General features: G+C 64.2%; 26 protein-coding genes. 23 read left to right on the top strand and 3 right to left on the bottom strand.

Annotation, left to right across the window (positions count from 1 at the left end; translation table 11 throughout):
* The first annotated feature begins 59 nt into the window (after window positions 1-59).
* Complete coding sequence (locus tag ACFOJ9_RS06840; RefSeq protein WP_378987629.1) at window positions 60-1,373, top strand: ABC transporter substrate-binding protein; 1,314 nt, start codon at window positions 60-62, stop codon at window positions 1,371-1,373.
* A 268-nt stretch (window positions 1,374-1,641) separates the two neighbouring features.
* Here the strand turns inward: ACFOJ9_RS06840 and ACFOJ9_RS06845 are convergent, their stop codons facing one another.
* Window positions 1,642-2,667 (bottom strand): LysR family transcriptional regulator, encoded by a 1,026-nt coding sequence (locus ACFOJ9_RS06845; protein WP_378977893.1) that lies wholly within the window; start codon window positions 2,665-2,667, stop codon window positions 1,642-1,644.
* Window positions 2,668-2,745: 78 nt separating this feature from the next.
* Between ACFOJ9_RS06845 and ACFOJ9_RS06850 the strand changes: the two genes are divergently transcribed.
* Window positions 2,746-2,901, top strand: coding sequence for a DUF1127 domain-containing protein (locus tag ACFOJ9_RS06850; RefSeq protein ID WP_378977895.1), 156 nt, complete (start codon window positions 2,746-2,748; stop codon window positions 2,899-2,901).
* Between the two features lie 84 nt (window positions 2,902-2,985).
* Here ACFOJ9_RS06850 and ACFOJ9_RS06855 read toward each other — a convergent pair whose 3' ends face one another.
* Window positions 2,986-3,936 (bottom strand): LysR family transcriptional regulator, encoded by a 951-nt coding sequence (locus ACFOJ9_RS06855; protein ID WP_023808937.1) that lies wholly within the window; start codon window positions 3,934-3,936, stop codon window positions 2,986-2,988.
* 94 nt (window positions 3,937-4,030) lie between these two features.
* Here ACFOJ9_RS06855 and ACFOJ9_RS06860 point away from each other — a divergent pair, with 94 nt between their 5' ends.
* From ACFOJ9_RS06860 to ACFOJ9_RS06960, 21 genes are all read left to right on the top strand, one after another.
* Entirely contained in the window at window positions 4,031-4,936 is a 906-nt protein-coding gene (locus tag ACFOJ9_RS06860) for a dioxygenase family protein (RefSeq protein WP_378977897.1), read from the top strand.
* A 3-nt stretch (window positions 4,937-4,939) separates the two neighbouring features.
* Window positions 4,940-5,899, top strand: a complete 960-nt coding sequence (locus ACFOJ9_RS06865) for a VOC family protein (RefSeq protein ID WP_378977899.1) — start codon at window positions 4,940-4,942, stop codon at window positions 5,897-5,899.
* The gene (locus ACFOJ9_RS06870; protein ID WP_378977901.1) at window positions 5,896-6,555 is read left to right on the top strand and encodes an alpha/beta hydrolase; all 660 of its coding nucleotides are present in this window, start codon (window positions 5,896-5,898) and stop codon (window positions 6,553-6,555) included. The genes ACFOJ9_RS06865 and ACFOJ9_RS06870 overlap by 4 nt, the downstream gene beginning before the upstream one ends.
* Window positions 6,552-7,616 carry a maleylacetate reductase gene (locus ACFOJ9_RS06875; protein WP_378977903.1) on the top strand — a complete coding sequence of 355 codons (1,065 nt, stop codon included), beginning with the start codon at window positions 6,552-6,554 and terminating at the stop codon, window positions 7,614-7,616. Before ACFOJ9_RS06870 ends, ACFOJ9_RS06875 begins: the two co-directional genes overlap by 4 nt.
* Before the next feature lie 28 nt (window positions 7,617-7,644).
* On the top strand, window positions 7,645-8,919 hold the full coding sequence (locus ACFOJ9_RS06880) for an ABC transporter substrate-binding protein (RefSeq protein ID WP_378977905.1): 1,275 nt from the start codon (window positions 7,645-7,647) through the stop codon (window positions 8,917-8,919).
* A 59-nt stretch (window positions 8,920-8,978) separates the two neighbouring features.
* Window positions 8,979-9,695 (top strand): ABC transporter ATP-binding protein, encoded by a 717-nt coding sequence (locus tag ACFOJ9_RS06885; RefSeq protein WP_378977907.1) that lies wholly within the window; start codon window positions 8,979-8,981, stop codon window positions 9,693-9,695.
* Window positions 9,695-10,396 (top strand): ABC transporter ATP-binding protein, encoded by a 702-nt coding sequence (locus ACFOJ9_RS06890; RefSeq protein WP_378977909.1) that lies wholly within the window; start codon window positions 9,695-9,697, stop codon window positions 10,394-10,396. The genes ACFOJ9_RS06885 and ACFOJ9_RS06890 overlap by 1 nt, the downstream gene beginning before the upstream one ends.
* Window positions 10,397-10,463: 67 nt before the next feature.
* Window positions 10,464-11,327 (top strand): branched-chain amino acid ABC transporter permease, encoded by an 864-nt coding sequence (locus ACFOJ9_RS06895; RefSeq protein ID WP_378977911.1) that lies wholly within the window; start codon window positions 10,464-10,466, stop codon window positions 11,325-11,327.
* Between the two features lie 8 nt (window positions 11,328-11,335).
* Window positions 11,336-12,385: a branched-chain amino acid ABC transporter permease gene (locus ACFOJ9_RS06900; protein WP_378977913.1), complete on the top strand. Its 1,050-nt coding sequence runs from the start codon at window positions 11,336-11,338 to the stop codon at window positions 12,383-12,385.
* Window positions 12,385-14,139, top strand: a complete 1,755-nt coding sequence (locus ACFOJ9_RS06905) for an FAD-dependent oxidoreductase (RefSeq protein ID WP_378977915.1) — start codon at window positions 12,385-12,387, stop codon at window positions 14,137-14,139. Before ACFOJ9_RS06900 ends, ACFOJ9_RS06905 begins: the two co-directional genes overlap by 1 nt.
* 10 nt (window positions 14,140-14,149) lie before the next feature.
* Window positions 14,150-15,040, top strand: coding sequence for an intradiol ring-cleavage dioxygenase (locus ACFOJ9_RS06910; RefSeq protein ID WP_378977917.1), 891 nt, complete (start codon window positions 14,150-14,152; stop codon window positions 15,038-15,040).
* Window positions 15,040-15,858: an SDR family NAD(P)-dependent oxidoreductase gene (locus ACFOJ9_RS06915; RefSeq protein ID WP_378977919.1), complete on the top strand. Its 819-nt coding sequence runs from the start codon at window positions 15,040-15,042 to the stop codon at window positions 15,856-15,858. The genes ACFOJ9_RS06910 and ACFOJ9_RS06915 overlap by 1 nt, the downstream gene beginning before the upstream one ends.
* Window positions 15,859-15,933: 75 nt before the next feature.
* Window positions 15,934-17,241 carry an ABC transporter substrate-binding protein gene (locus ACFOJ9_RS06920; RefSeq protein WP_378977921.1) on the top strand — a complete coding sequence of 436 codons (1,308 nt, stop codon included), beginning with the start codon at window positions 15,934-15,936 and terminating at the stop codon, window positions 17,239-17,241.
* Between the two features lie 25 nt (window positions 17,242-17,266).
* Window positions 17,267-17,995: an ABC transporter ATP-binding protein gene (locus tag ACFOJ9_RS06925; RefSeq protein ID WP_378977923.1), complete on the top strand. Its 729-nt coding sequence runs from the start codon at window positions 17,267-17,269 to the stop codon at window positions 17,993-17,995.
* Window positions 17,992-18,720 carry an ABC transporter ATP-binding protein gene (locus tag ACFOJ9_RS06930; RefSeq protein WP_378977925.1) on the top strand — a complete coding sequence of 243 codons (729 nt, stop codon included), beginning with the start codon at window positions 17,992-17,994 and terminating at the stop codon, window positions 18,718-18,720. Before ACFOJ9_RS06925 ends, ACFOJ9_RS06930 begins: the two co-directional genes overlap by 4 nt.
* Entirely contained in the window at window positions 18,707-19,570 is an 864-nt protein-coding gene (locus tag ACFOJ9_RS06935; RefSeq protein ID WP_378977927.1) for a branched-chain amino acid ABC transporter permease, read from the top strand. Before ACFOJ9_RS06930 ends, ACFOJ9_RS06935 begins: the two co-directional genes overlap by 14 nt.
* Window positions 19,567-20,592, top strand: coding sequence for a branched-chain amino acid ABC transporter permease (locus ACFOJ9_RS06940; protein WP_378977929.1), 1,026 nt, complete (start codon window positions 19,567-19,569; stop codon window positions 20,590-20,592). The genes ACFOJ9_RS06935 and ACFOJ9_RS06940 overlap by 4 nt, the downstream gene beginning before the upstream one ends.
* 13 nt (window positions 20,593-20,605) lie before the next feature.
* On the top strand, window positions 20,606-21,622 hold the full coding sequence (locus tag ACFOJ9_RS06945; protein ID WP_378977931.1) for a zinc-dependent alcohol dehydrogenase: 1,017 nt from the start codon (window positions 20,606-20,608) through the stop codon (window positions 21,620-21,622).
* A gap of 28 nt (window positions 21,623-21,650) precedes the next feature.
* Window positions 21,651-22,439, top strand: coding sequence for an alpha/beta fold hydrolase (locus ACFOJ9_RS06950; RefSeq protein ID WP_378977933.1), 789 nt, complete (start codon window positions 21,651-21,653; stop codon window positions 22,437-22,439).
* Window positions 22,440-22,465: 26 nt separating this feature from the next.
* Window positions 22,466-23,686, top strand: coding sequence for an acyl-CoA dehydrogenase family protein (locus ACFOJ9_RS06955; protein ID WP_378977935.1), 1,221 nt, complete (start codon window positions 22,466-22,468; stop codon window positions 23,684-23,686).
* 63 nt (window positions 23,687-23,749) lie between these two features.
* Window positions 23,750-24,298, top strand: a complete 549-nt coding sequence (locus tag ACFOJ9_RS06960) for a flavin reductase family protein (RefSeq protein ID WP_378977937.1) — start codon at window positions 23,750-23,752, stop codon at window positions 24,296-24,298.
* 1,039 nt (window positions 24,299-25,337) lie between these two features.
* Here the strand turns inward: ACFOJ9_RS06960 and ACFOJ9_RS06965 are convergent.
* On the bottom strand, window positions 25,338-26,357 hold the full coding sequence (locus tag ACFOJ9_RS06965; RefSeq protein ID WP_378977939.1) for a GntR family transcriptional regulator: 1,020 nt from the start codon (window positions 26,355-26,357) through the stop codon (window positions 25,338-25,340).
* Between the last annotated feature and the right edge of the window lie 70 nt (window positions 26,358-26,427).

Raw genomic sequence — 26,427 nt, forward strand, 5'->3', positions numbered from 1 at the left:
AGCATGACGCCAATCCAGGGTGGAGTGGCGGAAACTCAGTAGGAGGAACTGACATGAAAATGAAGGAAATACTGTTTGCCGCAGTGTCTGCCAGCGTCATGATGCTGGCCAGCTCGAGCCTTGCAGCAACGGAACTGACCGTGCAGCGCTTTTTCGGCGCCTGCGATGCCGATTTCGGCACCAACACCGATGTCACCAAGGCTGTTGGCGAATGCGGCATCATCACTTCGCTGATCAACAAGTTCAATGCCGACAATCCCGATGTGCACGTCAACGTCTCCACGGTGGAATGGCCGGGCTATGACCAGCTAACGGCGCAGTTCGCTTCGGGCGATGCTCCCGACATCGTCACCATCCATGAATCGGCGCTGTCGGACTACCAGTCCAAGGGCCTGTTGATGCCGCTCGACGATCTCTTGAAGTCGGTTGGCGTGACGCCTGACGCCTTTACCGATGCAGCGCGCGAAGGCGCCACCAAAGACGGCAAGATCTACGGCTTGCCGATCGACAGCTGGACGATGCTCTATCACATCAACATGGATCTCTTCAAACAAGCCGGCCTCGTCAATGCCGACGGCACGCCGATGCTTCCGAAGTCGCCCGAGGAACTGCTCGCCCAGGCCGAACAGTTCAAGCAGAAGACCGGCAAGCCTTACTTCGTTCAGAACCTGGCCAATGAGACAGCACTCTACACGCGCAATCTCTATACCTATCTGTTCCAGCAGGATTCCGACTTCTTTGCCGACCCGAAGCATGTGAAATTGAATACGCCGGAAGCCAAGAAGGTCGTCGAGATGTACAAGGCGATCTTCGACAAGGGCTACACCACCAAGGACCTCGACTACGGCGGCGCGATCAACGCTTTCCTTGCCGGTGAGGGTGGCGTCCAGCTCAACGGCACGTGGGTTGTCGGCGACAACAACGCCCAGTCCGAAACCAAGGGCACGGCGCTCAACAAGGGCGGCTATACGGTCTACCCGTATCCGCAGCTCTTTGGCGGCGCCCATGCGCAATATGCCGACGGCCACACCTGGGCAGTCTCGCAGAAGGACCGCACGCCTGAACAGACCGCGGCTATCGGCAAATTCCTGAAGTTCTTCGCCGACAACGACTTCGAATGGTCGCGCACCGGCCACCTGCCGGCATACAAGGCCGTCATCACCTCGGACGCCTTCAAGGCGCTGCCGCATCGCAACACAATCGCCGCCGTCGCCGATCTCGGCAGGCCGCTGCCGTCAGCGGTGCAGCGCCAGTTTGCGATCCAGGACATTGTCGGCGAAGAGATGAGCGCTGCAATTACAGGCCAGAAAGACGTCGATGCAGCACTTGCCGACATGGAAAGCCGCGTCAACGAGTTGCTCGCCAACATTTGACCAAGGGAGTGTTCGAACGCTCGCTCCACGCCACGGCTGGAAACAGTCGTGGGGTGGAAGCGAGCAGTCTCCTTTGTCCATGAAGGGACCATTCCGGCCTGTAAAGCTGCAGTGAGCACCGGCAAATCGAAATTCGGGCTCACCATCGGGCGGCCTTCGATATCCGCGCCATACCCGAGCCGGCGAAACGCCGGCGCCGGCCTCACTGTCCGGCCAGGGCATGAGTGCCAGCACGCGGCTCAGCTGACGCCCGATCGGCGCCTGGGGCTTATCGGATCGGCGTCTCGCCGCGAAATAGCGGCTGGTGCGCCCGCATCAAGCCGGCAATCCGGTCGGCGACTTTTCGCACCGGTGGAGAGTGACGTTCCTCGTGATGGGTGACGATCCATTGGTCGGTTTCGAGTTCGGGGATGGGCTGAGCGACGCGCACCAGCCGCAGATCGCTGTCGCCGACGAAGCACGGAAAGATCGAAAGGCCGGCGCCTGCGGCCACCAGTTCGCGCACCGAATGGGTGTTGTTGCCGCGCACGGCGATGCGGTCGCCATGATGGGCTTGCAGCCAGCGCGCCGAGGCGATGTTTGCCCCTTCGCCGGTGACGCCGACGAACAACCCGGCGGCGATGCCGTTGATCAAATGGCGTCCGGAATAAATGGCGTGGGCGACCTTGCCGCTCTGACGGCCGGCTAGCCACTGCTCGGTCGGGCGCTCGCTGCGGATGCCGATGTCGGCGGCACGGCGACCGATATCGACCCGATCGGTGGTGGTGACGAACTCCACCCTTATGCCGTCATCGACCGTCCAGATCTCACCGATATGGGCAGAAATGAAGGCCGAGGTCCATGGCCCAGCCGAGACGCGGACAATGCGGTCGGGCAGGTTTCCTTCGCGCCAGCGGGTCAATGACTGCATTGCGGCTTCGACGTCTTCGGCGCGCCGCAGCAGTTCTTCACCGACCGGGGTCAGCCGGTAGCCGGTCTGCTGGCGCACGAACAGCGGTTCACCGATCTGCCTTTCGAGCGCGGTGACGCGTCGTCCCAGAGTGGCTGCGCTGAGGCGCGTAGTTGCCGTCGCTGCGCTCAAGCCACCCAGCCGCGCAACGTCGAGAAACAACCTCAGATCGTCCCAGCCGATATCCATTTTGCAGAAATGAAAAACTCCTTGCGACCATGGCTGTAGCGCGAAGCGGGCATCACGCGCAAGTATGCAGGCATTGGCGGCATTGGACAATCCTGCTCTGCGGACAGTGACAAGCGCCTCGGTTGGCCAGGAAGCCAGCGCAATCCTTTCGATCACGCAAGCGCCCTGCGCAGACGCTTTGCATTTTCAAGTAACCCAAGCGCGTGGGCATTCTGCGCGCCAAAGGAGACGATCATGCTGTATGAACTTCGACACCGTTTCGCCTGCTGGCTTGCCTATCGCCAGACGGTTGCGCGCTTGAGGCATGTCCCGGACCGCACACTGGCGGATGCTGGCATTTCTCGCGAAGAGATCCGCGAGCGTGCCCGCCACGCCAGCCTGCATCGATAAGGCTGATGGGCCATCGGATCACTGGGGGAATGGATCTGGTCTCCTCGGATCGGTTTGAATGGACAACCTTACGGAGGCTCACATCTACCGCCCCCAGACAACGGCATTCTCATGCCGCTTGATGATGTGCTTCAGGTTCTCGAAGGCGGTCGTGACGTGGCCCGCGAAGCGCTCTGCCGCGGGTGAGCGTGGCCCGCTGACCCGGCGCAGGATGCCGAGTGAGCGGCTGGGCTGCGGGATTTCATAGGGCAGCACCGTCACCCGGTTCTCCTTGCGCTGCGCGAAGACTACGGAGAATGGCAGCACGGCCAGCGCATCGGTTTCGGCAAGGAAGTTGATAACGCTCATCAGCGAGCCTCCCGAATAGCGGACGTTCAGGTCCGACATGCCGATGCTCATCAGGATCATCTGCAGGTCCGACATCAGCGGAGAGCCGGGCAGGGGAGCCACCCAGGGAAAACTGGTCAGGTCATGCGCCCTGAGGCGGCGATTTCGCAGCAGGGGATGGTCGGGCCGGCAAGCCACGACGTTGCGCCCGGGCAGGATCTCGGTGAATTCGAAGCCTGGTCCAAGATCGAGCACGCCGATCGGCACGATGCCGAGATCGATCTGGTTGCTCTCCAGTGCTGCGACCATCTCGGGCAGGTTCATATAGCTTTGCTGAACGGTGACCTCGGGTTCGAGCTTCTGGAATTCTCCGATCATCCGGCTGATCATCGCATCCATGAAGAAAGGCACGCCGCCGACACGGACGACGCCCTTCGTGCCTTTCATGAAGCCCTGGACCGCATCCGACGCCTTGCGCGACGCCGTGATGATCGTGCGGCCCTGGGCCGCCAGCTGGAAGCCGAGCGGTGTCGCCTGCAGCGGCCGGCGGCCCTTGAGGAAGAGCGGCTCACCCACCCGCGCCTCCAGCATGGCCAGCGATCGGCTGACCGCCGGTTGGGTCAGGCCCAGCATGGCGGCTCCTTCCGACACGCCGCCGGCATCCAGCACCGCGGCGAGCTGCATGAGGTGGCGCTCGTTCAGCTTCATAGCAAAACGCTATACAAGGGACGTCACATCTCATCAAGCATCGCGTCGGGCCGTGCTATCCCGCTTGGCAAGGGGAAGGGAGGCCCCTGGCGGAATGCACGGCCAGCACGACCCGAAGAGGGATGAGTTCCCCAAGGCGATCTCGACGCAGGCCGAGGAATTCTCGCGGCGCCTGACAGCAATGGGCCAGTCCCGTCTGGCGGCGGCGGCGCAGGCTGCTGTGGATGGTTTGCACGCGCTGATCGTGGAGTTGCGGCCCTCCGGCGAGGAATTCCGTCAGGCGATCGATTTTCTGACCGAGGTTGGCCACTACGCCGATGCGCGGCGCCAGGAATGGGTGCTGTTCGCCGATGTCCTAGGCGTGTCTTCGCTGATCGAGGATCAGAACAGCCCGCGCCCCGCCGGGGCGACACCAAACACCCTAGCCGGACCCTTCTACCGGGCCGATGTGCCGGAGATGGCGCCCGGCGCGAACATCTCGCGCGATCACAAGGGCGAGCCGCTGGAGGTTGCGGGCCGGATCGTCGCGCTCGACGGCGCGGGGATCGGCGATGCGGTGGTCGAGATCTGGCAGGCCAATGCCGAGGGTCTTTACGAGAACCAGGAACCCGACAGGCAGCCGGAATTCAATCTGCGCGGACGGTTCCGTACCGATCCGCAGGGACGGTTCCGCTTCATGACGGTGAAGCCGAAGGGCTACACGCTGCCGTCGGACGGACCGGTCGGTCAATTGATGTCAGCGCTTGGCCTTGGCCTCGAGCGCCCGGCCCATATCCATTTTCGCGTCTCGGCGGAGGGCTTCGAGACGCTGACGACTCACATCTTCGACCGGTCCGACCCTGCGATCGGCCGGGATGCCATTTTCGGGGTCAAACCCGAACTCATGGCCGAGTTCCGCGCGCTGCCGCCCAATGCAGGAAAACGGAAGCACGCGCTCGACCTCAACCTCGTGCTCTGCTCGCAGCGGCGGGGCGAAACCGAAACCTCTGGGAGGAGATGACCGATGGCACGTATCAGCGGCTACCACCATTTGACGCTCTCGACCGACAGCGCTCAGGACGATTTTGATTTCTATACCAAGGCACTGGGCCTGCATTCGGTGAAGCGCACCGTCTTGTTCGACGGCGTCATCCCGGTCTACCACCTCTATTACGGCTCGCCCAATGGCGATGCCTCGACGATCATCACCACCTTCCCGTTCCGCAAGCCAGGCGTCTATGGCCGCCGCGGGTCCAACCAGTCGCGCACCATCATGCAGTCGATCCCCAAGGGGGCCGCGGATTTCTGGGTGGACCGATTGAACGCGCGCGGCATCGAGGCCATCAAGATCACCCGTTTTGGCGCCGACCGTGCGGCTTTCGCACATCCCTGCGGCATCCCGCATGAGCTGGTGGAAAGCGACAGGGATCCACGCGCGCCCATCACCAACGAGGCGCAGGGCATCGGCAAGGCGCACGGCATCAAGGGTATCTACGGCGCCGTGGTGGCGGTGATGGACCGCACCGCCATGGACGACTTCCTGACCATCGCGTTGCCGCTGGAGAAAGAGGCCGACGACCATGAGGGGCTCGTGTTCCGCGTGCCCGACGCGACTGGCGTCGCGCAGCGCGTGGAGGTCATTGTCGACCGCGACAGCCCGCAGGGCACCTGGACGCTGGCGGGCGGCACGATCCACCACCTCGCCCTTAACACCGGCGACGAAGAGAACCAGCTGAAGCTGCGCGCTCATATCGAGGGCCTCGGCTTCACGGACATATCGGAGCAGAAGGACCGCAACTACTTCAAGTCCTGCTATGTCCGCTCGCCCGGAGGCGCGCTGTTCGAAATTGCCTGGACCACGCCGGAAGGCTGGGCCAAGGACGAGCCCCCGGGCCAGATCGGCAAGACGCTGGTCTTCCCGCCGTGGTTCAAGGACCGCGAGAGCGAATTGCAGGCCGGCCTGGAAGAGGCGGATTTCGCGTGAGTTCAGGCAGCGGTCCGCTCCGGCTTGGGCCAAGGGGCCCGGAGGCGAAGGCGATTTGCGTCTTCGTCCACGGCCGCGGCCAATCGCCCGAAGAGATGCAGTCCCATGTGCTGTCGCGGCTTTCCGCGACTGCCGTGGCCTTCATCCTGCCGCGTGCACCGCACGGCATGTGGTGGGAGGCGCGTGCCGTCGACCCGTTGACGCCGGTCGCCCGCGCGCAGCTTTCCGACGCACTCGACCACCTTGCGGCCGCCGTGGTCGCGGCGCGGGCGGAACTGCCCGGACTGCCGCTGCTTCTCGCCGGCTTCTCGCAAGGGGCGTGTCTCTCGATCGAATATCTCTGCGCTGGGCTGCCGCCGCCGGACGCTTTGGTGGCCTTCACGGGCTGCCGTGTCGGTGTTCCGGCGGACGAGAGATCCGAGGCCGCGCCGGCCAGAATGCCGATCTATCTTTCCGGCGGCGATGCCGATCCCTGGATTCCGGTCTCGGCGTTTGCCGATGCCGCGCAATCGCTGGGCCGGATTGGCGCGAGCCTGCGGGCCGATCTGTTCCCGGGCCGCGGCCATGAGGTCTCGGACGCCGAGATTGCCATGCTGGGCACGATTCTCGACGACCTCGCGGCCGGGCGTGGTCCGCGCATGGAGGCGGCGCGATGATGGACAGCTTCATCTTTCCGGGCCTGACGACACGGGTGGTCTTCGGTGCCGGCACCATGGCTCGCGTCGAGGAGGAAGTCCGGCGGCTCGGTCATGACAAGGTGATGGTGCTGTCGACACCGCATCAGAAGGGCGATGCGGAAAGACTGGCCGCAAGCCTTGGCGGCCTCGCCGCCGGGGTCTTTGCCGGCGCGGCCATGCACACCCCGGTCGAGGTTACGGAAAAAGCCGTCGATGCCTTCCGCACCAGCGGCGCTTCTGCGGTCGTCAGCCTCGGCGGCGGCTCGACCACCGGGCTCGGCAAGGCCATTGCCGTGCGCACGGGCGCCGACCAGGTGGTCATTCCCACCACCTATGCCGGCTCGGAAATGACCGACATCCTCGGCGAGACGGCGGCCGGGGAGAAGACCACCCGCCGCTCTCCGGACATTCGCCCCGAGACGGTGATCTACGACGTCGATCTGACACTGAGCCTACCAGTAAGTCTCACCGTCACCTCGGCGATGAACGCGATCGCTCATGCGATGGAGGCCTTGTATGCCCCCGATCGCAATCCGGTGATCGTGCTGATGTGCAGGGATGCCATGGTTGCCTTCCGGGACGGCATTCCAAGGCTGATCGGCAATCCGCAGGACCGCGCGGCGCGGACGCAGGCGCTCTATGCGGCGTGGTGCTGCTCGACCGCGCTCGGCTATGTCTCGATGGCGCTGCATCACAAGCTGGCGCATGTCTTCGGCGGCTCGTTCGACACGCCGCATGCCGAAACCCACGCCATCCTGCTGCCGTACACGACCGCCTTCAACGAAGCGGCGGTGCCCGATCTGCTGCGCCCGATCACTGAGGCATTCGGTGGTGGCTCGGCGGGCGGCGGGCTCTGGGACTTCGCGCAGTCGGTCGGTTCTCCGCTGAGCCTGAAGGCGATCGGCATCGAGGAGACCGATCTCGACCGCGCGGCGGCGATCGCGGTCAAGAATGCCTATGCGAATCCGAGGCCAATCGATCCGGGATCGATAAGGGAACTCCTTCAGGCGGCGTGGGAGGGACGCCGTCCGGGGGACTGAGAATAAAACCAAGAGGGAGGAACTGCACATGATCACAAGACGGAGCCTACTGAAAGCCTCGGCGGCGACAGGCCTGGCGCTCGCCGGTTCGCGCCTGGCGACGCCGGCCATCGCGCAAGGCGCCAAGATCCGCCTGGGCTATGTTTCGCCCCAGACAGGGCCGCTCGCCGGCTTCGCGGAGAGCGATGCCTACAACATCAAGGCCTTCCTCGCTTCCGAGGCGGGCAAGAACTTCGAGGTCATCGTCAAGGATAGCCAGTCGAACCCAAATCGCGCGGCCGAGGTGGCGAAGAGCCTGATCGTCGATGACGAGATCAACCTGATGCTCGTCGGCTCGACGCCAGAGAACACCAACCCGGTGGCCACCACCTGCGAGGCGGAGGGCGTGCCGGTCATCTCGACGATGGCGCCGTGGCAGCCCTGGTTCATCGGCCAGCAGGGCAATCCGGCCGATCCGTCCTCGTGGAAGCCTTTCAATTTCGCCTATCATTATTTCTGGGGTCTCGAAGACATCATCGCCGTTTACACCGGCATGTGGAAGCAGCTTTCCACCAACGGCAAGGTGGGCGGGCTGTTCCCGAACGATGCCGACGGCAATGCCTGGGGTGACCCGAAAAACGGGTTGAAGCCCGGCCTCGACGCCGCCGGCTTCAGCCTTGCCGATCCCGGCCGCTACCAGAACCTTTCGGACGATTTCACCGCGCAGGTCAACGCCTTCAAGGCGGCCAATGCCGAGATCGTCACCGGTGTGGTCATTCCGCCCGACTTCACCACCTTCTGGAACCAGGCCCGCCAGCAGGGCTTCAAGCCCAAGGCGGTGACGGTGGCCAAGGCGATCCTCTTCCCGCAATCGGTCGAAACGCTCGGCGACGCCGGGCACAACCTCTCATCCGAGGTCTGGTGGTCGGCCTCGCATCCGTTCAAATCGTCCGTGACGGGCGAGAGCTCGGCGGAACTCGCGGCGGATTTCTCCGCCAAGACCGGGCGTCCCTGGACCCAGCCGATCGGTTTTGTCCATTCGCTGTTCGAGGTGGCGGCCAATGTCATGGGCCGCGTTTCGGATCCGACCAATGCCGAGGCGATCGCGGCGGCCATAGCGGCCACCGACATGACGACGGTGGTCGGCAAGGTGGCCTGGAGCGGTGCGGGACTGCCGCCTTTCGCCGCGAAGAACGTCTGCAAGACGCCGCTCGTTGGCGGGCAGTGGCGGAAGAAGGCCGGCGGCGGCTTCGATCTGGTGATCGTCGAAAACGCCGGCGCCTCCGAGATTCCCACCGCCGGCAAGATGGAAGCCCTGGCCTGACGCGGCCGAGGGCGGCTGATACCGCCGCCCTCGTCCAGCGCGACCCAAGGATGACAGTGATGATACTCAGGCTGGAAAACGTTTCGAAGTCCTTCGGCGCCTTGAAGGTTGCGGATTCCGTGACCGTCAGCGTGCCGCGCGGCGAAGCGCTGGGCATTATCGGCCCGAACGGCGCGGGAAAGTCGACGCTCTTCAACCTGATCACCGGAAACTTGTTTGCGAATGAGGGTCGCATCGAATTCCTCGGCCGCGACGTGACCCGTGCTCCGGCGATGGAGCGGGTGCGCATGGGCGTCGGCCGCAGCTTCCAGATACCGCAGCCTTTCGAGGGGCTGACGGTGTTCGAGAATCTCTTGACCGCCGCCGCCTTTGGCCGGGGCGGACGCGAAGCCGAGATGGTCGACGATTGCGCGCGCATCCTCGAGGAGACGGAGCTTCTCAGGAAGGCCAACGTCGTGGCCGGCTCGCTGAGCCTTCTCGACCGCAAGCGCCTGGAACTCGCCCGCGCCTTGGCGACAGGCCCCGAGCTTCTGCTTCTGGACGAGATCGCGGGTGGCCTGACGGAGGGCGAATGCAAGGCCCTGGTCGCGACGATCAGAGCCATCCACGCTAGGGGAACCACCATCATCTGGATCGAGCATGTGCTGCATGCCCTGACGTCGGTGGTCGAGCGGCTTCTGGTGCTGGATTTCGGGCGCGTGATCGGGATCGGTGCGCCCGATGAGATCATGGCCTCGAAGGAGGTTCGCGAAATCTATCTGGGGCTCGAGGTCTGATGCTGGAAACGCGCGGCCTCACCGCGAATTACGGCCAGTTCCGGGCGCTGTTCGGTGTGGATATCACCGTGGCCGCAGGCGAATGCGTGGCGATCATCGGCGCCAACGGCGCCGGGAAATCCACGCTGATGCGCTCGATCACGGGCGTGCTCGGCAACGAGCCCGGCATGGTGCTGCACAGGGGCGAGCCGATCGGCGCGCTGTCTTCGGCCGAGATCATGAAGCGCGGCATCGCCATGGTGCCGGAGGGGCGCCGGCTGTTCCCTTCGCTGACCGTCGAGGAAAACCTGCTGGTCGGCGGGCAGGCGCGCAAGGTGCCGGGGCCGTGGAGCCTCGACGCGGTCTATGACCTTTTCCCGATCCTGCGCGAGCGGCGCAAGAGCCCCGGCACAGCGCTCTCGGGCGGCCAGCAGCAGATGGTGGCGATCGGCCGGGCGCTGATGTCGAACCCAGAATTGCTGCTCTGTGACGAGATCAGCCTCGGCCTCGCGCCCGTTATCATCCGCGATATCTACGCAGCCCTTCCCAGGATCCGCGAAGGCGACGCCGCGATAGTGCTGGTGGAGCAGGATATCGGCAAGGCGCTGGCGGTGGCCGATCGCGTCTACTGCATGATGGAGGGCCGCGTCACGCTGGCCGCCAGGGCGGCCGAGGTCACGCGCGAAGAAATCCATTCCGCCTATTTCGGAGTGGCGGCATGACGCGGGAACCGAGGCTCCGTCGTCTGCTCGCGCAGCGCTCTTGTGGCCTGATCGAGGTGGCGCGGCGATGATCTGGCTGGACACCCTCGTGCAGGGGATTCTGCTGGGCGGGCTCTATGCCCTGTTTGCAGCAGGGTTGAGCCTCGTCTTCGGCATCATGCGGCTGGTGAACCTCGCCCATGGCGACCTCATCATTCTTGCCGCCTACCTGGTGTTGATGGGCGTCACGCTGCTCGGCCTGTCGCCCTGGATCGCTGCCCTGATCGCCATGCCGGTGATGTTCGCGCTCGGCTGGCTGCTGCAGGCCGCCGTCTTGAACCGCGTGCTGGGCAAGGACATCCTGCCGCCGCTTCTCGTCACGTTCGGCCTGTCGGTCGCCCTGCAGAATGGGCTGCTCGAGGTTTTTTCCGCCGACAGCCGCCGCATTCCGGTGGGCGCGTTGGAGGGGGCGTCGCTCGATCTCGGGCTGGTCACGGTGGGGATCATGCCGTTGATGACCTTTGCCTCGGCGATCGTGATGATCATTGCCCTGAACGGGCTCTTTTATCACACCGCCCTCGGCCGTGCCTTCCGCGCCACTTCGGACGACGCCGTGACGGCGGGGCTGATGGGGATAGAGCCGAAGCGGATTTTCGCGATCGCCACCGGGATCGCAATGGTCGTGGTGACGCTGGCGGCGCTCTATCTCGGCATGCGGGCGAACTTCGATCCCTCGATCGGGCCGGCGCGGCTGATCTATGCCTTCGAGGCGGTGATCATCGGCGGCCTCGGCAGCCTATGGGGAACGCTCGCCGGCGGGATCATCATCGGCGTGGCGCAGACGTTTGGCGCCGCGCTCAATCCGGAATGGCAGATCCTGGCCGGCCACATCGCCTTCCTGGCCGTGATGCTGCTCAAGCCGCGCGGGCTTTTTCCGCGCGCGGTGGATTGAGGGGCGGCATGTATCGACTGACAACCCGCACCCGCGCCGGAACCGTAACCGCGATCATTGTGCCGATCTTCATCGTCGCAGCGCTCGCGCTGCCTGCCGTGGCCTCGCGTGGCGTCATACAGAATCTGTTCTTCATCCTCACCATGCTGACGCTGGCACAGATCTGGAACCTGCTGGCGGGCTATGGCGGCCTTGTCTCGGTGGGCCAGCAGGCCTTCGTCGGCATCGGCGCCTATGCGATGTTCGCTGGCGTGATCCTGCTCGGCTGGAATCCGGTCCTGGCGATCCCGCTGGGCGGCCTTGCGGCGCTGGTCCTGGCGGTTCCGACGGCCTTCTTCGCATTCCGCTTGCAGGGCGCCTATTTCGCCATTGGCACCTGGGTGATCGCTGAAGTAACGCGCCTGCTGGTCGCGCAGTGGAAGGCGCTTGGTGGCGGCACCGGCACCTCGCTGCCGCGCGAGGCGACGAGCAGCATCCTGGGCACCGATGCGATCCGGGCGCTGTTCGGCGTCCGCGAGGCCGCGGCACGCGACGTCCTGGCCTACTGGCTGGCTTTGGCGTTGGTCGTGGCCGTGACGGGCGGCATCTATTGGCTGCTGCGCAGTCGCCTCGGGCTGGCGCTGGCGGCCGTACGCGACAATGTCGACGCGGCACAATCGGTGGGCGTCGATACCGGTCGGCTCAGATGGGCGGTCTTTCTGATCGCCGCGGCCGCCACCGGGCTGACCGGCGCGCTGATCTTCCTGCAGACGGCCCGTATCTCACCGGGAGCGGCCTTTGCCGTCACCGACTGGACCGCCAACGTCATCTTCATTGTCGTCATTGGCGGCATCGGCACCATCGAGGGCCCGATCCTCGGCGTGCTGGTCTTCTTTGCGCTGCGTTCGGCGCTGGCCGACTACGGCAGCTGGTACTTGATGACGCTCGGCCTCATCGCCGTCGTCGTGATGCTTTTTGCACCAAAGGGGCTGTGGGGGCTGATCGCGTCCCGCAATGGCCTGCACCTGTTTCCGGTCCGCCGCAGGCTGACCGGTCCGAAGATCGAGGGAGGAATTTGATGGCGGATATCGAAACCGACGTGCTGATTGTCGGCACGGGCCCGGCCGGCTCGGCCACGGCGGCGCTGCTGTCCAGCTATGGCGTGGCCAACATGATCGTCAATCGCTATCGCTGGTTGTCGAACACGCCGCGTGCCCACATCACCAACCAGCGCACCATGGAAGTGCTGCGCGATCTCGGTCCGGATGTCGAGGCCGAGGCCATGATGCACGCCTCGCCGCAGGAGCTGATGGGCGAGAACGTGTTTTGCGAAAGCCTGGCCGGCGAGGAGATCGGCCGTATGAAGAGCTGGGGCATCCACCCGCTCTCGAAGGCCGAACATCTCCTGTCGTCTCCCTGCCTCATGAACGATCTGCCGCAGACCTTCATGGAGCCGATCCTGTTCAAGTCGGCCTGCGCCCGCGGGACGCAGGCACGCATGAGCACGGAATATGTCAGCCATGTCCAGGATGCGGACGGCGTGACCACCACCTGCCACGATCGGCTGTCGGGCAGGGATTTCACCGTGCGGTCGAAGTTCCTCGTCGGCGCCGACGGTGGCAACTCGCTGGTCGCCGAGCATCTGGGCCTGCCGCTCGAGGGCAAGATGGGCGTCGGCGGCTCGATGAACATCCTGTTCAGGGCCGATCTCTCGAAGTATGTCGCCCACCGGCCAAGCGTCCTCTACTGGGTCATGCAGCCCGGCGCCGACGTCGGCGGCATCGGCATGGGTCTCGTTCGCATGGTGCGGCCGTGGGCCGAGTGGCTGATCGTCTGGGGCTATGACATCAACCAGCCGCCGCCGGAGGTGACGCCGGAACTGGCCACCGAGGTCGCGCGTCAGCTGGTCGGAGATCCCGCGCTCGAGATCGAGCTCCTGGGCGCCAACACCTGGACCGTGAACAACTGCTTCGCCACACAGATGCAGAAGGGGCGGGTGTTCATCATGGGCGACGCCGCGCACCGGCATCCGCCCTCGAACGGGCTCGGCTCGAACACGTCGATCCAGGACGGGTTCAATCTCGCCTGGAAGCTTGCCAAGGTCGTCAAAGAGCAGGCAGGCATCGGGCTTCTGGACAGCTACTCGGCCGAGCGCGCACCGATCGCGCGCCAGATCGTGACGCGCGCGAACCAGTCCATCGCCGAATTCGGACCGATCTTCGAGGCGCTCGGCATGGATGGCGGCGTCGATCACGACAAGATCCAGAGGAACATGGAGGCTCGCGCCGACGCGACGCCCGCCGCCGAAGCGCAGCGTGAGGCGCTCCGCAAGGCCATCGCCTTCAAGAAGTACGAGTTCGACGCCCATGGCGTCGAGATGAACCAGCGCTATGCGTCGGGAGCGGTGGTGACCGACGGCCAGGGCGAGCCGGCTTTCGAGAAGGATCGCGAGCTGTACTATGCGCCGACGACGTGGCCGGGCGCGCGCTTGCCGCATGTCTGGGTCTTCGAGCGCTCGGGCAGGAAGGTCTCGACACTCGATCTTTGCGGGCATGGCGAGTTCACGCTGTTGACCGGTATTGGTGGCGAGGCGTGGGTCGCCGCGGCGGAGACGGTGGGCGCGGAACTCGGTCTGCCGATCCGCAGCCATGTGATCGGCCCGCGCCGCGCGATCGAGGATCATACCGGCGACTGGGCCGGCGCGCGGGAGATCCGCGACACCGGCTGCCTGATCGTCCGTCCCGACCACCACGTCGCCTGGCGCTCCGAAACGCTGGCGGCCGACCTCGCGGCCGAACTGCGCCGAGTCTTCAAATCCGTTCTGGCGCGCTGAGGAGGATCCCATGATCGACGAACACGAATCCGGCTATTTCACCGAAGCGAACTCGGCAGAGGTCGTCGTGGCGCGGAACCGGAACGCTGGGGATGAGCGGCTTAAAGAGGTGATGGAGGTCATCACCCGCAAGCTGCACGAGGCGGTGAAGGAGATCGAGCCGACACAGGAGGAATGGTTCGGCGCGATCATGTTCCTGACGCAGACGGGCCAGATCTGCAACGAGTGGCGGCAGGAATACATCCTGCTGTCGGATGTTCTCGGCGTCTCGATGCTGGTCGATGCGATCAACAACCGCAAGCCGTCGGGCGCCTCGGAATCCACGGTGCTGGGACCCTTCCACGTAGCCGATGCACCCGAACTGCCGATGGGTTCGAACATCTGCCTCGACCAGAAGGGCGAGCCGATGTTCGTGCATGGCCGCATCCTCGACACCGAGGGCAAGCCGATCGCAGGCGCCAAGATCGACGTCTGGCAGGCCAATGACGAGGGCTTCTACGACGTGCAGCAGAAGGGCATCCAGCCCGACTTCAATCTGCGCGGCGTCTTCCGCACCGGCGCGGACGGACGTTACTGGTTCCGCGGCGTGAAGCCCAAATACTACCCGATCCCGGATGACGGCCCGGTCGGCAAGCTGCTGGGCGCGCTGGGGCGCCACCCCTATCGTCCGGCGCATCTCCACTACATCGTCGAGGCCGAAGGTTTCGAGGCGCTGACCACGCACATCTTCGATCCGGACGACCCGTACATCGATTCAGATGCCGTCTTCGGCGTGAAGAAGAGCCTGCTCGCCGAATTCCGCAAGGTCGAGGACGCCGAAGCCGCCGCCAGGGTCCAGGTCGCGGCCCCGTTCTACGACGTGGAGTTCGATTTCGTGCTGTCGCGCAAGGGAGGAAACTGATGGCCGCACTCGAGAAGATGTTCGATGTCAGAGGCAAGTCGGTGATCGTCACCGGCGGCGCCAGCGGCATCGGGCAGGCCTATGCCGAGATCATGGCCGAGCACGGGGCGAAGGTCTGCATCTTCGACCTGAACCCTGCCGGGCTGGAGCAGACCGTGACGGCGATCAGGGCGGCGGGTGGCGATGTCTGGGGCCAGGTCGTCAACGTCGGCGACCGTGCGGCCATGGCCGCAGCCTTCGACAAGGTGGCCGAGAAGGCCGGCTCGATCGATGTCGTGTTCGCCAATGCCGGGATCGATGCCGGGCCGGGCTTCAACACCCCGACGGGCGAAAGGAACCCCGAGGGCGCCATCGAGAACCTGCCCGATGCGCACTGGGACAAGGTGATCGAGATCAACCTCACCTCGGTCTACACCACGATCAAGCATGCCGTCCGGCACATGAAGCCGAATGGCGGCGGCCAGATCATCGTCACGTCGTCCATCGCCTCGCTGATCAACGAGAGCATCGTGGGCACGCCCTACATGCCCGCCAAGGCCGCGGTGAACCATCTCGTTCGCCACATGGCAATGGAGCTCGGCGCCTACAACATCCGCATCAACGCCATCCTGCCCGGACCCTTCATCACCAACATCGCCGGCGGCCGGCTGCGCAATCCGGCGGACCGCAAGGCCTTCGAGGCCCAGTCGCTGCTCGGCCGGATCGGCGACCCGGAAGAGATCAAGGGCCTGGCGCTTTATCTGGCGTCGCCGGCCGCGTCCTACGTGACGGGCTCGCTGATCGTCATCGATGGCGGCTCGCTGCTGAGGATGACCTGAAGCCGCAATGAACGGAGACCGGCACTGCCGATTGGGGGCGGGCCGGGGAGAGCTTAACAACGGGAGGAACCGACGATGACCTACTACAACAGACTGGTGAAATCGGGCTTGCGGCCCAGCCGCCGAAGCGTGCTGAAGGGGATTGGAGCCGGCCTTGCCGCCAGCACGCTGGGCATGCCGGCCTATGTGCGCGCCGCGACCGCGGGAAAGATCAAGCTGGGCTATCTCAGCCCCACGACCGGGCCGCTCGCCCTGTTTGGCGAAACGGACGGCTATACCTTGCAGAAGATCCGCGCTCTGCTCGGCGGCCAGCTGCAATGCGCCGACGGCAATACTTACGAGATCGAGATCCTCGATCGCGACAGCCAGTCCAATCCGAACAAGGCATCGGAAATAGCCGGCAACCTCATCCTGAACGACGAGGTGCATCTGCTCGTGCCGGCCTCGACCACCGACACGATCCTGCCCGCGGCCGAGCAGGCCGAGCTCTATGAGACCCCTTGCATCTCCTCTGGCGCTCCCTGGCAAGCGGTGATCATGCCGCGCGGCGGCGGTAAGCAGACCTTCGACTGGACCTATCATTTCTTCTGGGGCCTCGACGAGGCGCTGAACACTTTCGTCGGGCTCTGGAACCATCTGGAGACCAACAAGAAGGTCGGTATGCTGTTTCCTCAGAACATCGACGGCGAGACCTGGGGCAACGACGAATACGGCCTGCCGGCGCCGACCCGCAAGGCCGGTTACGAGGTCGTGGTGCCCGGCTATTTCCAGCCGCGCACCAATGATTTCTCCGCACAGATCGCCGAGTTCAAGAAGGAGGGCTGTGAGATCATCGGCGGCATCACATATCCCGACGATCTGAAGACCTTCGTCACCCAATGCAACCAGCAGGGCTTCAAGCCGAAGGCGGTCACGGTGGCGGCGGCGCTGCTGTTTCCAGGCGGCGTCGAAGCGATGGGGCCGCTTGGCAATGGCATGTCCTCGGAGGTCTGGTGGACGCCGGCCTTCCCGTTCAAGTCGTCGCTGACCGGGCAGGTCAGCAGCGACATCGCCAGCCAATGGGAAGCCGATTCGAAGCGCCAGTGGACGCAGCCGCTGGGCTATTCGCATGCCTTGCTCGAGGTCGCGCTCGACATCCTGAAGCGCTCTTCCAATCCGCTCGACCGTACGGCCAACCGTGACGCTCTGGTCGCTACCGATCTGCAGACGCTGGTCGGGCATATCAAGTTCGACGGCGCGCCCCACAAGAATATCTGCAAGACGCCGATCTTCGGCGGCCAGTGGGTGAAGGGCGAGAAATGGCCCTATGACCTGAAGATCGTCGACAACACGGTCAATCAGCTCTTCGCGCCCCAACAGGCTATTCAGCCGATCGCCTGGTGACATGAGCGGGGACGCGGGCAGAGCTATGGATAGAGAAATCCTGCTGAAAGCGCACGGCGTGTCGAAATCCTTCGGCGCTGTCCGCGTCCTGCATGAGGTGAGCTTCGACGTGCATCGGGGCGAGGTGCTGGGCATCCTCGGCCCGAACGGAGCGGGTAAAACGACGCTGTTCAACATGATCAGCGGCGATTTGAAGGCGTCAGGCGGCGAGATCCAACTCGGCGACACAGCACTTCGCGGCGAGCCGCCCTTCCGGCGCTGCCAGATGGGGATCGGGCGGACCTATCAGATCCCCCGTCCCTATTCCGGCATGACCACCTTCGAAAATCTGCTGGTCGCCGCCGCTTTCGGCGGCGGCCGGTCCGAGAAGCAGAGCTATGCCTTCTGCGCCCAGGTCCTGCGCGATTGCGAACTCTCCGACAAGGCCAATGTCTCGGCGGGCGCTCTCACTCTGCTCGACCGCAAGCGGCTGGAGTTGGCGCGCGCCCTGGCGTCGGATCCGAAGCTGCTGCTGCTGGACGAGATCGCGGGCGGGCTGACCGATGATGAATCGAAGGCGCTGGTCGCGCTGGTGCGCCGCATTCGCGACCGCGGCATCACCATCGTGTGGATCGAGCACGTGCTGCACGCGCTGCTGGCGGTGGCCGACCGTCTGTTGGTGCTGAACTTCGGCGAGAAGATCGCCGAAGGCGTGCCCGCCGAAGTGATCGCGCTGCCCGAGGTTCAGCGCGTCTACATGGGGATCGAGGCATGACGGCCGTTCTTTCCACCCACGGGCTCTTGGCCCGCTATGGCGACTTCCAGGCGCTCTACGGCGTTGACATCGAACTGCATCAGGGGGAGGCCGTGGCTCTGATCGGCGCCAACGGGGCAGGAAAATCCACCCTCCTGCGTTCGATCATGGGCCTGCTCCCGGTCGGGCGCGAGATGGTGCTGCTGGACGGCGAGCCCGTCGGCGGCACCGCCACCGACCGCATGGTGCAGAAGGGTGTCGCCATCGTGCCGGAGGGCCGCCGCCTCTTCACCGGCATGTCGGTCGAGGACAATCTTCGCGTCGCCATCGACCAGGCCGCGCGTATGGGCGCCAAGGGCGGATGGACGCTGCCGCGGTTGCATCAGCTGTTCCCGATCCTCAAGGAGAAGGCCCGCACACAGGTGCAGAGCCTCTCGGGCGGGCAGCAGCAGATGGTGGCGATCGGCCGCGCGCTGCTGTGCCAGCCGCGCGTGCTGCTCTGCGACGAGATCAGCCTCGGCCTCGCCCCCAAGGTGATCCGCGAGATCTATGCCGCCTTGCCCGAAATCCGCGCCACCGGAACGGCGATGATCGTGGTCGAGCAGGATGTCGGCCTCGCCCGAACCGCCTCGGACCGCCTCTACTGCATGCTGGAGGGGCGCGTGACCCTGACCGGCAAGTCCGCCGAGATCACGCGCGAGCAGATCGGCAAAGCCTATTTTGGAGCGGGCCATGGAGTGGTTTGACGCCTTGGTGCAGGGGATCCTGCTGGGCGGCATGTATGCCCAGTATGCGCTCGGCATGGCGCTCATGTTTGGCGTCATGCGGATCGTCAACATCAGCCATGGCGATCTGGTGATCCTTTTGTCGCTGATCGGCATCTCGATCGCCACGGCCTGGGGGCTGGGGCCGCTGCCTGTCCTGATCGTACTGGTGCCGCTCGCGGTGCTGATGGGCTGGGTGTTGCAGAAGGCCGTGCTGAACCGGGTGGTGGGCAGCGATCCGCTGCCCTCGCTGATCGCGACCTTCGGACTGTCGATCGCGCTGCAGAATCTGATGCTCCAGATATGGTCCGCGAACAGCCGATCGTTGCCAGGCCATGGGATCGAGAGCCAGTCCATCGAGATCGGCGGTATCTATATCGGCCTCCTGCCGCTGATCGTACTGGCGGTCGCGACAGGGCTGACATGGGGCCTCGACCTGACGCTGAAGCGCACGCGCTTCGGCCGCGCGCTCCGCGCCGCGTCGGCCGATGTCGAGGCGGCGGCGATGACCGGCATCAACCCGCGCGCCGTCTATGCGACGGCGACAGCGGCGGCGGTCGGCATTCTAGGCTTTGCAGCCGTCTTCCAGGCGTTGCGGTCGACCGTTGCACCGGCCGATGGACCTGCCCAGCTGATCTACGCCTTCGAAGCGGTGATCATCGGCGGCATGGGTACGGTATGGGGCGCCTTCGCCGGCTCGATGGTGCTCGGCATCTCGCAAGCCATCGGCTTCCGCATCGATCCGGGCTTCGGCGTGCTTGCCGGACATATCGTCTTCCTGATCGTGCTGGCGACCCGCCCGCGGGGCCTGTTCGGAAAGGCATTGTCATGAGTGCGATCCCCTATACGGCAACCGAGGTGCCCGAGGTCCTGGTCCAGCGCCAGACCCGGTCCGGTCGCATCGCGATGACGCTGGCGGTGTTGGCGATGATCGGTGTCGCCGCCATGCCGTGGTGGGCCTCGACCGGCACCATCCGATCGGTTCTGGTGCTGTGCTGCTATATCGCCGTCGCCCAGATGTGGAACCTGCTCGCCGGTTATGCCGGCCTCGTCTCGGTGGGCCAGCACGCCTTCATGGGCGCGGCCGGTTATGCGCTTTTCGTGTTGGCGCAGACTTACGGCATCAATCCGTTCGTGGCGGTCTTCCTTTCGCTCCTGGTGCCGGCCGCGCTGGCCGTGCCGATCTACCTGCTGCTTCATCGCCTGGATGGCCCCTATTTCTCGATCGGCACATGGGTCGTGGCCGAGGTTTTCCGGCTGACCGCCTCGAACCTGCCGCTCGTCAATTCCGGGGCGGGCATGTCGCTTCGCGTGATGAAGGACTATTCGGCCTTCGAGCGGAATGTCGCCATGTCGCTGCTCTGCGCGGGAATGCTGCTCGTCACGCTGGGCGGCAGCTACTGGCTGCTTCGCTCGCGCTTCGGCCTTGCGCTGATCGCCATGCGCGACAATCCGGTCGCGGCTGCCAGCCAGGGCGTGAATGTCGTGAAGCTGCGCTTCCTGATCTACGTCGCGTCAGCGGTCGGCTGCGGCCTTGCGGGCGCGATCTATTTCATGGCGCAGCTGCGCATCACACCGGGTTCGGCCTTTGATCCGATGTGGGCGAACGTCGCGATCTTCATCGTCATGGTCGGCGGGATCGGTTCCATTGAGGGCGTTCTGATCGGATCCCTGATTTTCTTCATCGCGGACCGCTGGTTCGGCGAGTACGGCGCAACCTATTTCGTCGTCCTCGGCCTGATGACGCTTCTGGTGGCGCTCTACGCCCGCACGGGCATCTGGGGCCTGATCTCGAAACGATGGGATGCGCCATGGTTCCCGATCCGGCGCAAGCTCGTCGATCCGAAACATTGAGAGAGAGGATTTCATGAAAGCGGCTATCTTCGATACGGTCGGCGTCCCGCTGCGGATCGGCATGGTGCCGGATCCGACGCCGGCACCGGACGAGGTCGTCTTGCGTGTCGCCGCCTGCGGCATCTGCGGCAGCGACCTGCACATCACCGAGGATCCGGTGCCCTTCGGCATCGGGGCAGGCTTTGTGCTCGGCCACGAATTCGCCGGCGACATCGTCGCGGTTGGATCGAAAGTGACCGGCCTTCGGATCGGCGACCGTGTGGCCGTCGTACCGATGCGCGGCTGTGGACATTGCGAGGCCTGCGGGCGAGGCGATCCGGGGCGCTGTCGCGAGATGGAGCTGATCGGCGGCGGCTATGCGCAATACGCGACCGTCGCCGCGCGCCAGTGCCATATCCTGCCCGACGACGTGGTGCTCGAGGATGGTGCGTTGGCCGAACCGCTCTCGGTCGCGCTGCATTGCATCATCCGCTCGGGCATGCAGCCGGGAGACCGGGTCGCCATCCTTGGCGCCGGACCGATCGGTCTGCTCGTCGCCTTCTGGGCGCGGCGGATGGGGGCGTCGCGCGTGGTCGTCGCCGACATCCACGGCCATCAGCGCGAGCGAGCGCTTGCTCTCGGGGCGACCGGCGTCGCGCTTTCGGGCGAAAAGCTGGCCGAGAACCTCGCCGATCTCTGCGGCGGAGCACCCGATATCGTGTTCGAATGCGTCGGCAAGCGCGGCCTCATCGGCGCGGCGGTCGAAGCCGTCCGGCTGCAAGGCACGGTGGTCGGCGTTGGCCTCTGCATTGGCGGGGATCAGTGGGACCCGTTCATTGCGCTGATGAAGGAAGTGAACCTGCTGTTCTCGGTCTTCTTCCATCAGCGCAACGAATTCGGCGTTGCCCTCGATGCGCTGAGCGGCGGACCTTTTGCACCTCAGGCGCTGATCACCGACCGGATCGATCTCCCGCCGGTTCCGCAGGTCTTCGAGAGCCTTCGCCGCCGCACCACGCAATGCAAAGTGCTGATCCAGCCGGACCTTGTTTGAGGCCGGACCTTGTTTGAGGAGAGTGTAAATGGCCGTTCAATTCGAAACGCTCGAATACGATATCGGTGGCACGAAAACGGTGGTGAAGGCCATCGGCGAAGGCAAGCCCGTGCTGTTCCTGCACGGCGCCTCGACGCTTGAACGCTTCGACTTTGCCGAAGGCCTCGCCGACCGCTTCCGCGTGCTGTGCCCGAGCCATCCGGGCTTCGGCTTTTCGGCTCCGGCGCCGCATGTGGCCGGGATGTCCGACATGGTTCTGCACTACCTGAACCTGCTCGATGTTCTGGACCTGCCGGAGAAGCCTCATCTCATCGGCTTTTCCATGGGAGGCTGGATGGCGACCGAGCTTGCCGGCCTTGCGCGCGAACGCTTCGACAAGTTGGTGCTGATCGCGCCGGCAGGGCTCGACGATCCCGCGCACCCGGCCACCAATCTGGGCGCGGTCGCACCGCAAGAACTGCCGGCCTATCTGGCGCACGATGTCTCGGTGGCGCTGCGCTATTTCCCGGATGGCTCGGACCCCGCCTTCGCGGAGGCCTTCGGCGCCGATCGCGACCGCGAAGGCGAGACGCTCGGCCGGCTGCTGACGCCATTCGGCATGGGCCATCCGAACCTGCGCCGCTTCCTGGCGCGCATCACCAACCCAACGCTGGTCGTCTGGGGCACCAAGGACCGTCTGTTGCCGGCGAGCCAGGCGCCGCTTTTTGTCGAGGCGCTGCCTAATGCAAGGCTGATCCTGGTCGAGGATGCCGGCCATTTCGTCATGCAGGAAAAACCCGAAACGCTCAGGAAGATCGGCGACTTCCTCGCCGGCTGACCGCATTTGAAAAAGGAGGAGAAGACATGAACAAACCCATCAAGCACAGCTCGTGGGGGACGACCACCGACTATCGCGATTTGCTTAGGCAGATCACGGAGATCGGGCCGGCCCTGGAAGCCAACGCCACCGCCGATGAGGAGAGCGGCGAACTGACTCCGGCCACGTTCGCGCTGCTGAAGCCGCTGCGGATGTCGCATATTTTCGCCGCGGAGAGCCTCGGCGGCGCGCAGTTGCGACCCACCCAGGGTCTCGAACTGCTGGAGACGATCACCTGGTATTCGGGAGCGGCCGGCTGGGTTTCCATGGTGCATTGCTGCATCGGTGCGATGTCGGCGGCCTTTCTGCCGGACAGCGCGGTCGAGCGGCTGTTCGCGCCGGGCACCGACAACCGCTTCTCGGGGCAGGGCGCGCCGCTCGGCATGCTGAAGAAGGTCGACGGTGGTTACCGGCTGAACGGCAAGTGGAGCTATGGCAGCGGCTTCAGCCACGCCACCTATAGCCACAGTGCCGCCTTCGTCGATGACGGCACCGGCAAGCCCGCGAAGGACGACAAGGGCAATGTGATTATCATGTGCGCCCATGCGCCGATCTCGCAGCACAAGCAGCTCGGCAATTGGGACGTTCTGGGCCTCGGCGGCACCGGCAGCATCGACTATGCGGCCGAGGACGTCTTCATCGCCGACGATCTCGTCTTCCCGATCCTGACCGCACCGCCGCTGCGCCAGAAGGAGTTCTTCAGTCTCGGTGTCGTGGGTCTCGCCGCCATCGGTCATATCGGCTGGGCGCTCGGCACCGGGCGGCGGATGCTGGACGAGATCGCCAAGTTCGCCCGCACCAAGTCAGGCCGCGCCGGACTGATCGGCGAGAGCGAGAAGTTCTGGCATGACTATGGCCGCGCCGAAGCCCGCTATCGCGCTGCCCGCGCCTTTGTCTTCGAAGTCTGGCGCGACATCGAGGCGACAGTCGAAGCCGGCAACAGCGTATCGACGCGGCAGATCAGCCTTGTCCATCTGGCCAAATCCGAGATTCACGAGGTTGGCGTCGATATCTGCAACTTCGCTTACCGCGCGGGCGGCGGCGCGTCGCTGCGCGCCGGTGTGATCCAGCGCACCTTCCGCGAGATGATGGTGGCAGCCAACCACTTCACGATCGCACCGTCGATCGTCACCTCGGCCGGCCGGGACATCGGCGGCGTGTGGAGTGATCGCACCTGGCAGTTCTACGACCTGATCGAGAAGAAGTAGTTCGAAGGGCCGGACAGCGGATGCCGTCCGGCCCCTTTTTCATGAGGCAGAAGAGAGATGTCGATGAGTTTCCCGCATCCGATGACCAACGCCTTCCGCGAAGCCTTTCGCCACCACCCGGCCGGCGTTGCCGTGATCACCGCCGACCCCGGCAACCAGCCGGTCGCGATGACCGTGTCCTCGCTGATCTCGGTAAGCGCCGCACCGCCGGTCGTCGCGTTCTCCCTCTCGATGAAGTCCACCTCGTCCGAGCCCATGCTGCGGGCCGAGACCATGGTGATCCACCTGCTGCGCTTCACCGACATCGACCTGGCGCAACTCTGCGCCTCGAGCGGCGCGGAACGCTTCCCGCCGGGGGGCGCCTGGGCGCGGCTGCCCACGGGCGAACCGCGCTATACCGGCGTTTCGACCTGGTTCCGCGCCCGCCGGCTCGGCGTCCTGCCGATCGAGGGCGCGACGCTGGTCGCGGCCGAGCTTCTGGACGGCGAGGTGCAGCCGGACGAGGTCCCTCCGGAGGCGCATTCGCTGGTTTATCTCGACCGTCGCTGGCATCGCCTGCACAAGGAACTGGACGGCGTAGCCGAGCTTCTCGATTCGTCGCGTTTTCTTTGAGCGAACCGGTTTCCGCTTTGCTCGAAAACGCCGTGCCCCACATGAGGTCTTGTCACCGGTCGCGAGATGGCCGGGACCTCATGGCCGGGGTTACGGGACCGTACGGAATAATGCTGGGATGTTGATGATTCTAGCCCACGAAAAAACCAATGAAAGCAATCCTTCCATTGCGCGCCCCGGCCCCGCCGTGATCTTGCAACGAAAAAATGCCCTGGTTTTGAGCGATGACGGTACTTTTCGAGACAGCTTGGGCACGTGGCCCAACGTCCCAATGTGAAAGAAATCGCCCGATTGGTCCCGATTGTTGGTGAAACCTGAAGATATTTTTTGCGGTGATTTTCCCTTTGAAATCAAAAGCGTAGCTTTTTGACGGTCTTGATGTCGGAATTTACGCGAAGCTGAAAAATATTTGCCAGCAATTTCAATTGGTTATATGCTGTTTGAACAATCGAGTGGGAGTGAGGGTAACGACCTGGGAAATTCGGCGAAACGGCCATTTTAGTAGTATTACCTGCGATCTCGTTGATTAACGGCGCTGCTGGCGATCAAGAAAGCAGCGAGAAAATCTGACGGGGTATTCGGAAGCATCCAACAGGGCTGACACATACCGTTAGGTGAATCAGGGTGCTGACGGATGTGACGTGGGTCAATCTAGTTTCGCTACACCATAGCACCCGGTTTGATTGTTTTCCGCAGGAATGCCTTCCAGCACAGGGAAGAGCGATCTGGTGCCGATCTCTGTCTTCTAATCTTGCTCCTGTTCGTCGGTCAGATTGCTTGCAGCCACACATGCCGCAGCTGTTTCAAGATTGGAAAGGCCCTTGGTCGATGCGCGCGGCAGAGGGCGGCAACGACATGCGAATAGGATGGGATGGTTTGAACGCCGGAAATGCCGCGACAGCATTCCGGCTGTTTGACCGCAGGCCTTGATAGCGATCTCTGTGACGACCATACCCTGCCATGAAACCGCCCCCGTCTGGCATTGCGGGATCGCATCAGCGTGTTTGCTTGAGCGCACGGGAAGATAATTGTGGTCCGGCTACTCGACCCGCGTCAGGTAGCCGGCGGTCACACTCGGGCCTGGAATGATCGCGACGATTTTCATCTGGGCAATCATGCGTTTCATCGCGGCGTCGAGATGTGTTTCCAGCATCGCAGCCGCGGCTGTCACGGCACCGCGGATGAGAAGCTCCACAATCAGGCGCAGTTCGGTGATGACCGTCGGATCGCCGGGAAGCCCGAGCTTGCGCAGCAGCCGCTCGGACGCGCCGACGGGAAGCAAGTTGTTGCGGATGAGCTCGCGCAGTTGCTCGTTCTCCGTGGTCAGTATGCAGGTTTCGATCAGTCGCGTTTGAAGCTCCTCGATATTCTTGAGGTGATCGGTGGTATCCAGTTCCTCAAGGGTCACAAGCTGGCTAAAAAGTTTCGTCAGCCTGTCGCGGTCAATGAGCGGTGCACCCGCCAGCAGCGACGACGGCTCCAGCATGCGGCGGAGCGCAAAGTGATCCTTGATCGTCTGGGCGGTCAGGGGGCCGGCCATCCAATGGGAACTCTGGTTCTTGCGCACAAGGCCACGTTCCTGCAGGCGGCTAAGGACGTCTCGCACCACCGTGCGGCTGACATTGAAGTGATTGGCGATTTCTATCTCGATGATCCGGTACTTGCCGAACACGACGCAACCGGCAACGTCGGCTTCGACCGTGTTGTAGATGCGCTCCCAGGACGAGCGGCTTTGAAGCGCTTCATCGGCATGCTGCAGAACGACAAGGCCGAGCGACTTTATGTCGGTGCGATTGGGCACGATATCGCGACCTTGCGGGCCGACAAGAAACCCTCTGCCCTTGAAGCGGTGGACAAGGCCTTCGGCTTCGAGACGCAGAAGCGCGCGCTGAACGGGAGCCCGAGAGGTCTGCAGGATTTCTGCGATCGGTCCTTCGAGAAGAACCAGCCCGTGAGGAAGCAACCCGTCTTTAATATTGTTGCGCAGCACATCTTCGGCAATTTCGTAGCGCCGCTGCGTGTTCTGGCCTGCATTGCTGCGTGTCATGGCGAGAGGCATTCTCCGTCTTTGACCCTGATGAGGACAGGAAACTGGATGTCTGTGTGTACGCTATTTTGCGAACGTTTCA

Source organism: Mesorhizobium cantuariense, from assembly GCF_042647205.1.
Lineage (GTDB): Bacteria > Pseudomonadota > Alphaproteobacteria > Rhizobiales > Rhizobiaceae > Mesorhizobium > Mesorhizobium cantuariense.